Origin of the sequence: Amycolatopsis sp. SID8362 (assembly GCF_010550475.1) — a bacterium.
Classification (GTDB): Bacteria; Actinomycetota; Actinomycetes; order Mycobacteriales; family Pseudonocardiaceae; genus Amycolatopsis; species Amycolatopsis eburnea.
The window spans coordinates 1-6,767 of the sequence record NZ_JAAGNB010000838.1; the positions used below are offsets into that span (position 1 = coordinate 1).

At 70.8% G+C, this 6,767-nt stretch carries 6 protein-coding genes, 1 tRNA gene and 2 pseudogenes; 5 read left to right on the plus strand and 4 right to left on the minus strand.

Annotation, left to right across the window (positions count from 1 at the left end; translation table 11 throughout):
* From G3I65_RS26225 to G3I65_RS26245, 5 genes and pseudogenes are all read left to right on the plus strand, one after another.
* Window positions 1-429 (plus strand): CD225/dispanin family protein (locus tag G3I65_RS26225; RefSeq protein ID WP_160698472.1); only part of this gene is annotated, 429 nt, incomplete at its 5' end.
* Between the two features lie 52 nt (window positions 430-481).
* On the plus strand, window positions 482-1,243 hold the full coding sequence (gene recO / locus G3I65_RS26230; RefSeq protein ID WP_160698473.1) for a DNA repair protein RecO: 762 nt from the start codon (window positions 482-484) through the stop codon (window positions 1,241-1,243).
* A 42-nt stretch (window positions 1,244-1,285) separates the two neighbouring features.
* Entirely contained in the window at window positions 1,286-2,101 is an 816-nt protein-coding gene (locus G3I65_RS26235; RefSeq protein WP_086858941.1) for an isoprenyl transferase, read from the plus strand.
* On the plus strand, window positions 2,098-2,523 hold the full coding sequence (locus G3I65_RS26240) for a YbjN domain-containing protein (RefSeq protein WP_160698474.1): 426 nt from the start codon (window positions 2,098-2,100) through the stop codon (window positions 2,521-2,523). Before G3I65_RS26235 ends, G3I65_RS26240 begins: the two co-directional genes overlap by 4 nt.
* Window positions 2,524-2,648: 125 nt before the next feature.
* Window positions 2,649-3,138 (plus strand): annotated as a pseudogene (locus tag G3I65_RS26245) (permease); the annotation flags it as partial.
* Here the strand turns inward: G3I65_RS26245 and G3I65_RS26250 are convergent.
* From G3I65_RS26250 to G3I65_RS26265, 4 genes and pseudogenes are all read right to left on the minus strand, one after another.
* Window positions 3,139-3,819, minus strand: coding sequence for a hypothetical protein (locus G3I65_RS26250; protein WP_160698475.1), 681 nt, complete (start codon window positions 3,817-3,819; stop codon window positions 3,139-3,141).
* 110 nt (window positions 3,820-3,929) lie between these two features.
* Window positions 3,930-4,006: transfer RNA gene (locus tag G3I65_RS26255), tRNA-Leu, on the minus strand.
* Between the two features lie 127 nt (window positions 4,007-4,133).
* Window positions 4,134-6,269, minus strand: a complete 2,136-nt coding sequence (locus G3I65_RS26260; protein WP_239071456.1) for a hypothetical protein — start codon at window positions 6,267-6,269, stop codon at window positions 4,134-4,136.
* Window positions 6,266-6,767 (minus strand): annotated as a pseudogene (locus G3I65_RS26265) (5'-methylthioadenosine/S-adenosylhomocysteine nucleosidase); the annotation flags it as partial. The pseudogene G3I65_RS26265 and the gene G3I65_RS26260, both read right to left, overlap by 4 nt.

The following is a 6,767-nucleotide window of genomic DNA, read 5'->3' on the forward strand; positions in this document are numbered from 1 at the left end:
GGCCAGCAGCCGCAGCAGCCGGGCTACGGCCCGCCGTCCGGCGGCACGCCCGCGCCCTACGGCCAGCCGGCACCGTACGGCCAGCCCGCGCCGTACGGCCAGCCGCCCTCCGGCGGGTTCGGCGCCCCCGGCTACGGCATGCCCGGTGGTGGTGGCGACATCAACCAGATCAAGGACTACAAGGGCTGGGCGATCGGCTGCATCTTCCTCTTCTGGATCCTCGCGATCTTCGCGATCATGAAGTCCAACGAGGTCCAGACGTACAAGATGCAGGGCAACTACGCGATGGCGGAGCAGGCGTCGAAGACGACCAAGACGCTCTGCCTGATCGCGACGATCGTCGGCGGCCTCGGCTGCCTGACCGCGGTCATCGTCTGGATCGTGGCGCTGACCACCGCCGCCACGTACTGCTCGGGCTACTACTGCTGATTCCCGCGGGGCGCACCACCCCGGCATCGCCCGGAAGTGGGACGATGTCGGGGTGGTGAACCTCTACCGCGACACCGGGGTGGTGTTGCGCACGCACAAGCTGGGTGAAGCCGACCGGATCGTCACCCTGCTGACCCGGCGGCACGGGAAGGTGCGGGCCGTCGCGAAGGGCGTGCGGCGGACGTCGTCCCGCTTCGGGGCGCGGCTGGAGCCGTTCGGCCACGTCGACGTGCAGTTCTACACCGGGCGGACGCTCGACGTCATCACCCAGGTCGAGACCGTCGACGCGTTCCAGCTGCCGCTGGTCGCGGACTACCAGCGCTACACCGCGGCCAGCGCGATCGCCGAAACCGCGGACCGGCTCTCGGCCGAAGAGGGCGAACCGGTGCTCAAGCTCTACCTCCTCGTCTGCGGCGCCCTGCGTTCCCTCGCCGCCGGGGAGCGCGACGCGTCCCTCGTGCTCGACGCGTTCTTCCTCCGCGCGATGTCCTACGCCGGCTGGGCGCCCGCGCTCACCGAGTGCGCCCGCTGCGGCCTGCCGGGCCCGCACGTCGCGTTCAGCGTCGCCGCGGGCGGCTCGATGTGCCAGGACTGCCGGGTGCCCGGCTGCGTGCACCCCGCGCCCGAGGTCCTCGACCTGCTCACCGCCCTCCTGCACGGCGAATGGCCGCTGGCCGAGTCGACCCTGCCCGGCACCCGCCGCGACGCGAGCGGCCTGGTCGCGGCGCACCTGCAGTGGCATCTGGAGCGCCAGCTCCGGTCGCTTCCCCTCGTCGAGCGACGCGCCCGGGAAGCCGCCGCGCCCGGGCAGTAGGGTCGGAGACTGATCGGTTCACCCCATCCAGGGAGGCTCGCAGTGCTGCGCAGGGGACGCGAGAACAAGGCGTCGCGGTATGAGCTGCGGGCCCCGGATCCGCACCCGTCGGGCGCGAAGCCGCCGGAAATCCCGCGTGAGCTGGTGCCGAAGCACGTCGCGCTGGTCATGGACGGCAACGGCCGCTGGGCCAACCAGCGCGGCCTGCCGCGGATCGAGGGCCACAAGCGCGGCGAAGCGGTGATGATCGACGTCGCCGCCGGTGCCGTCGAAATCGGCGTCAAGTGGCTCTCGGTGTACGCGTTCTCGACGGAGAACTGGAAGCGCAGCCCCGAAGAGGTGCGGTTCCTGATGGGCTTCAACCGCGACACCATCCGCCGCCAGGTCGACTACCTCGGCTCGATCGGCGTGCGCATCCGGTGGGCGGGCCGCCGTCCCAAGCTGTGGGCGTCGGTGATCAAGGAGCTGCAGGCGGCCGAGGAGAAGACCAAGCACAACACGGCGCTGAACATGACGATGTGCGTCAACTACGGCGGCCGCGCCGAGCTGGGCGACGCGATGCAGCGGATCGCCCGCGACGTCGCCGACGGGAAGCTGGACCCGGGCAAGGTCACCGAGAAGACCATCGGCAAGTACCTGTACCAGCCGGAGATGCCCGACGTGGACCTGTTCCTGCGGCCGTCGGGGGAGCAGCGGACGTCGAACTTCCTGCTGTGGCAGTCCGCCTACGCCGAGATGGTCTACCAGGACACGCTGTTCCCGGACTTCGACCGGACGCACCTGTGGCGGGCCTGCCTGGAGTTCGCGAAGCGGGATCGCCGCTTCGGCGGCGCGGTCGACCAGGCGGCTTCCTCGTGAGCGCGACCGAAGCGGCCGAGACCGCGGAACTGCTGACGCAGGCGAAGGAAGCGCTCGAGCGCTACCTCGAGGTGCGCGTTGACGACGACGGCGCGCTGACGTTCTCCCACGGCGACGTCCCGTGCGTCATCCAGGCGACCCGGCTCGGCGAGGGGCTGACCGTGCTCTCGCTGACCTGCGTGGTCGCCTGGGACCTGGCGGACGGGCCGGAGCTGTCCGTCGCGATCGCCGAGCGGGCGGGGCAGGGGCTGTTCGGGACGCTCGGCGTCGGGCACTCGGACTCCGGGCTCGACGTCACGCTGCGGTACGCCTTCCCGGCCGCCGGCCTGGACGCCTCGGCGCTGGGGACGTTGCTCATGCTGGTCGTGTCGACGGCTTCGCAGCTGCGGACCGAATTGCCGGGTATCGGGTCCGCCGGGTAACCCACACGGGGTGGAGTTTCCGCCGCGAACGGCGGATTCCGGTCGGAAACGGACCGGATCCGGCCGTTCGCGACGGTGCGGCCGGTTTCTTGTCGGTGGGCACTGGCATCATCGTCGCCGTGAACATCGTTTCCACTTCCGAAACCGAGCCCGGCCGGCGCACCCGCCGCTTCCGGATCAGCTCGGTCGAAGTGCTGTGCGCGATCCTGCTGATCGCGATCCTCGGCCAGGGTTGGCTGCAGCAGCTGTTCGACGTACCCGCGCTGCGCACCGGGTCGACCGTGTTCGTCGCCGTCTGCGTGCAGGCGCTGCCGTTCCTGGTGCTGGGTGTGCTGATCAGCGGGGCCATCGCGGCGTTCGTGCCCGCGCGCGTGCTGGAGAAGGTGCTGCCCCGCCGGTCCGGTGCGGCGGTCGGCGTGGCCGGGCTGGCCGGGGGCGCGCTGCCGGGCTGCGAGTGCGCGTCGGTCCCGGTGGCGCGCAGGCTGATGGGGCAGGGCGTGGCGTCGGCCGCGGCTCTGACGTTCCTGCTGGCTGCGCCGGCGGTGAACCCGGTGGTGCTCGCTGGCGACAGCGGTGGTGATGGGCTGGCTGTGGGCCCGCTGGGGCAAGCTCGAGTCAGCCTGGCGGGGCAGCAGCCGTCGCCATCTGCATTTCGGATCGCACGGCCGCGCACAGCTTCCTCGAAGTCGCGGCTCCGACCCCGAGCTCGCGTCGCAGGCTTTCCGCTGAAATGGGACGTTGGTAGCGACCCCAATGCTCGCGGTTGAGGCTCCTCGCACGTTCCAACTTCGCTTCGTTACCTGCAGCTGTCGTCTCGATCGTCGGCTCCGGGTCGACCAGGACTGCGCACTCCGGCTCCGCCGCCGGGTCGGACGCTGAGCTGTCGTGATCTTCTCGCTGACCTTGCGCGGTGTCGACGATCTGCAGGCTTCGGAGCAGTGCGGGGCCGACCTCGGCCCAGCCAATCAGCAACAACGGTCCAACTGCATCAAAACCAGCTTTACCCCACTGACCTGCGCAGATGGGATCGGCAACGTTCAAGGCCAGCGTCGCGGCGCTGGCTGCAAGGAGGAGGCGCCGGGCCGGCCGCAGCACCACTTCCGGAGCGCCGCGCATCGCCAGATACCTGGTACCCACGAGGAGGCCCAGCACGGTCAGGTCCAACGCCGGGGCGACTAGCGGCGCGACGTAGGCGGGCACGCCGATCCGCAGCGCCAGGGCCAGGACGTTGCCGAAACCGAAGAGGAAGGTCAGCCCGATGACGATGCTCATCATCGTGGTGACGAACTTGCTCACGCCCGACGAGGAGCCCATCACCGCCTCCCGCGCTTCGACGAGAGGTCGAACGTGGCCTCGATGACCAGCGTGCCGGTCAGATCGGGCTGATCAGGCGATGATGGTTTGCGTGGTGCCCCCGACGGGACTCGAACCCGCACTCGATCGATTTTAAGTCGACTGCCTCTGCCGATTGGGCTACGGGGGCACCACACACTCTAGGTCACCCGCTCAGGTCACCGTCCACGGCCGGATCAGCAGGGCCGCCAGTGCCGAGTTACGGCGAAATCCGTTGTTCCGGCGCACCACGCCGGAACAACGGATTCCCTCCTCCCCTACTCCTCGACGACGCCGCCGTCGAGGAGGCCCGGGCCGCGCTCGCGGCGCCAGTCCTCCGAGCGGCGCCGGCGCCGCTCCTGCTCGCGGGCGATCCAGTCGCGGCCTTCCGCGGACACCGCCTCCAGGACGTGCAGTGCGCCGGCGATGCCGGACACCTCGAGGGCGATGCGCTGGAGCGCCGTCTCGCTCTCGAGGCTGGTGTCGGTCAGGCCGTCGAAGCTCTCCGCCACCACCGAAATCTGCTCGCCGCTGATCAGGCTGAGCCGCAATGCGCGCCGGCGCAGGGATTCCTGCTGCAGCAGCGTTGCCTGGTCGCCGCTGAGGATCTGGTAGCGCCAGCCGTCGGCGTACCGGATGCCGACTTCGGCCACGCGCGCGGCGGCGAGCGAGGTGTACTGGAACGACGTGCGCTGCTCGTTGTGCACGTTCCCGGTGAGGAAGTCGAGTTCGACCTCGATCTCGCGCACGCCGCTTTCGGACAGCAGGAAGATCAGCACGACGTACCGCGAGTACCGCATCGGGCCGTGGATGACCCGCGCCCGCAGCGCGTTCGCCGCCCCTTCGGTCAGCACCACGTGCGTGACCAGGTCCCGGTTGCTCAGGCCGTGCCGTCGCAGCGCTTCGGTCTTCAGGAACGTCTTGTCGAGGTCGAGCCAGCGCGCCATTTCCGCGTCGTCGGGCCGGTCGCGCAGGACCGCGAGCCAGTCCGCGTAGCCCTGCTCCTCTTCCGCGAGCAGCTCCCGGCCGCGCAGTTCTTCTTCGGCGCGGTGCCGCCGCTCCGCCACGATCTTGGTGACGCCGTTCACCGCGAAGAACCCGCCCAGCGCCAGGAAGACCGCTGCCACGGCGAAGCCGCTTTGCCCGCCCAGCATCAGGAGCGCGCCGAAGATCGCCGTGCCGAGGCCGATCCGGTGGACGGCGACCGCGGTGCCCGACGGCCGGAGCTCTTGGCGGTAGGCGAACAACGTCCCGGCGCGCCACTGCGCCGCCGCCCGCTTCGCGTGCCACCGGATGAGCCAGTCGACGGCGTTGGCCTCGACCTGCGCGTTCCCGAACAGCGCCACGAAACGCCACTTGTAGTACTCGCAGAGCCCCTTGGTGTCGTTCAGCCAGCTGCCCTCGACGTGCGGGCGCGCGTCCCAGAACCGGGCCTCCACGAGCTTGTGGATCTGCTGGACGAAGTCCGTCCGCACCCAGTGGCCCGGTGACGCGGCTGCCTGGTACTGCAACGGGATCCCGTGTTCGCGGTCGCGCTGCACGAGCCGGCGCAGGGCCAGCTCCCGCTCCGCGCCACCCCAGAACGCGGCCGCGACGCCGCCCGCGAAGAGCAGCAGCGCGGGGATGGCGATCCCGGGCCGGCCGCTGCCGAAGCCGCTGAGGAAGGTGATCAGGCCGAGCAGCACGCCGAGGCCGCCGAGCACCGGCTTCGCCCACTCCGCCGCCGAAAGCGCCGTCGCCTGGGTGGTGAAGTACCGCGGCGCCGCCGGGTCCGGCTCGAAGAACTTCCACGCCCGGCCCGCGCGGTCCGGCTGCAGCCGTTCTTCGCGGACGCGCTGCGCGTCCTCGGCGTCGAGGCTGTCCTGCAGCGCGCCGCCGAGGACCATGGCGAGGTGCCGGGTGATCTCGCCCTGCCGGTCCTTGGGCAGCTCGCGGAAGTTGGAGAGCGCTTTCGCGAGGTCGGCCGCGTCCAGCGTCTCGCCGATTTCCTGCCGCCACACGCAGGAGATCAGCTCCCAGACGACGTTGAGCGCGGTGCGCCAGCCGTCGTGCGGGAACCGGCGCGCGGTCACGTCCGCGGCGCGGAACCGCAGGTAGACGTCGTCGCCGATCTCGTTGAGCGAACGGTCGCTGAGCACCGAAAGGGCGTAGTAGTAGGCGAGCCGCGCCGACGCGTCGCCGTGGTGCAGGAGGTCCTGGAAGATCGACTCCGCCATCCGGGACGTGCCGCCCCGCAGGTGGTTGAGCGCCACCTCGAACTTCCGCTCGGGCGAGTCCGACTCGTGGATGTTGTAGGTCGTCTCGTTGCGGTGGAAGGTGCCCCCGAAGATCGCGCCCACCTGCTGCTCGACGTGCGCCTGACCGCTCGCCTCGTTGGTGTTGTGCATTCCCGGGAAGCCTTGGGGGAACGTCATTTCCGGTCTCCTCGCTGCGGCCCGACGGTCAAGTCCCCGTACACGGCGCCGATCTGCTGGCCCACCCGCGCGCGGTCGTTGGCGACGTTCTGGTTGCTGAACCCGCGCGGCTCCCGCGCCGGCTCGGCGGCGGTTTCCGCGTCCTCGTCGTCGATCTCGGCGATGAGCGCTTCGGCGAAGGCGGCCGCGTTGCCGGCCGCGACGGGCTGCCACCCGGCCCCGTCGGTGACCTCCTTGGCGCCGCCCGCGTGGTCGCTGACGCCGCGGACGCTGATCGCCGGGAGGTCGTCGTTGAGGTGGCCGGCCAGCGCGAAGCCGGCGCTCTCCATTTCGACCGCGACGGCGTCGTTGTAGTGCTCGTGCAGCCACCGCGCGACCCCGGACGTCCGCGAGTCGAGCACGACTTCGCCGGAGGCGACGGGCTCGAAGTGGACGCCGGGGCGGCCGTCCGCCGGCACCGCGGCGCACCATTCGCCCGCGCGCCCGACCGACCGGGCG